This is a genomic window from Polynucleobacter sp. AM-25C3 (assembly GCF_018882335.1).
In the GTDB taxonomy this organism is placed as follows: Bacteria; Pseudomonadota; Gammaproteobacteria; order Burkholderiales; family Burkholderiaceae; genus Polynucleobacter.
This window is the reverse complement of record NZ_JACVOS010000049.1, coordinates 1-229: the sequence shown is the minus strand read 5'-3', so window position 1 is coordinate 229 and position 229 is coordinate 1. Positions and strand designations below refer to the sequence as shown.

The window sequence follows — 229 nt, the reverse complement described above, 5'->3', positions numbered from 1 at the left end:
CAGCTTGATTACCACCAGAACTGATGGTCGCGCTAATCGCACTACCACCGCTACTAACAGCTTGAGTACCGCCATCATTTACCGTAGTAGCACTTGCAATAGCGCCACTACCAACAGCTTGAGTACCGCCAGAACTGATGGTCGCACTAATCGCACTACCACCGCTACTAACAGCTTGAGTACCGCCATCATTTACCGTAGTAGCACTTGCAATACCGCCACTACTAAC

Annotated in this window: 1 protein-coding gene; it reads right to left on the bottom strand. The window is 50.2% G+C overall.

Going from position 1 to position 229, the window contains the following annotated elements:
* On the bottom strand, window positions 1–229 hold a 229-nt coding region (locus ICN12_RS11035), incomplete at both ends, for an AIDA repeat-containing protein (protein WP_216272511.1).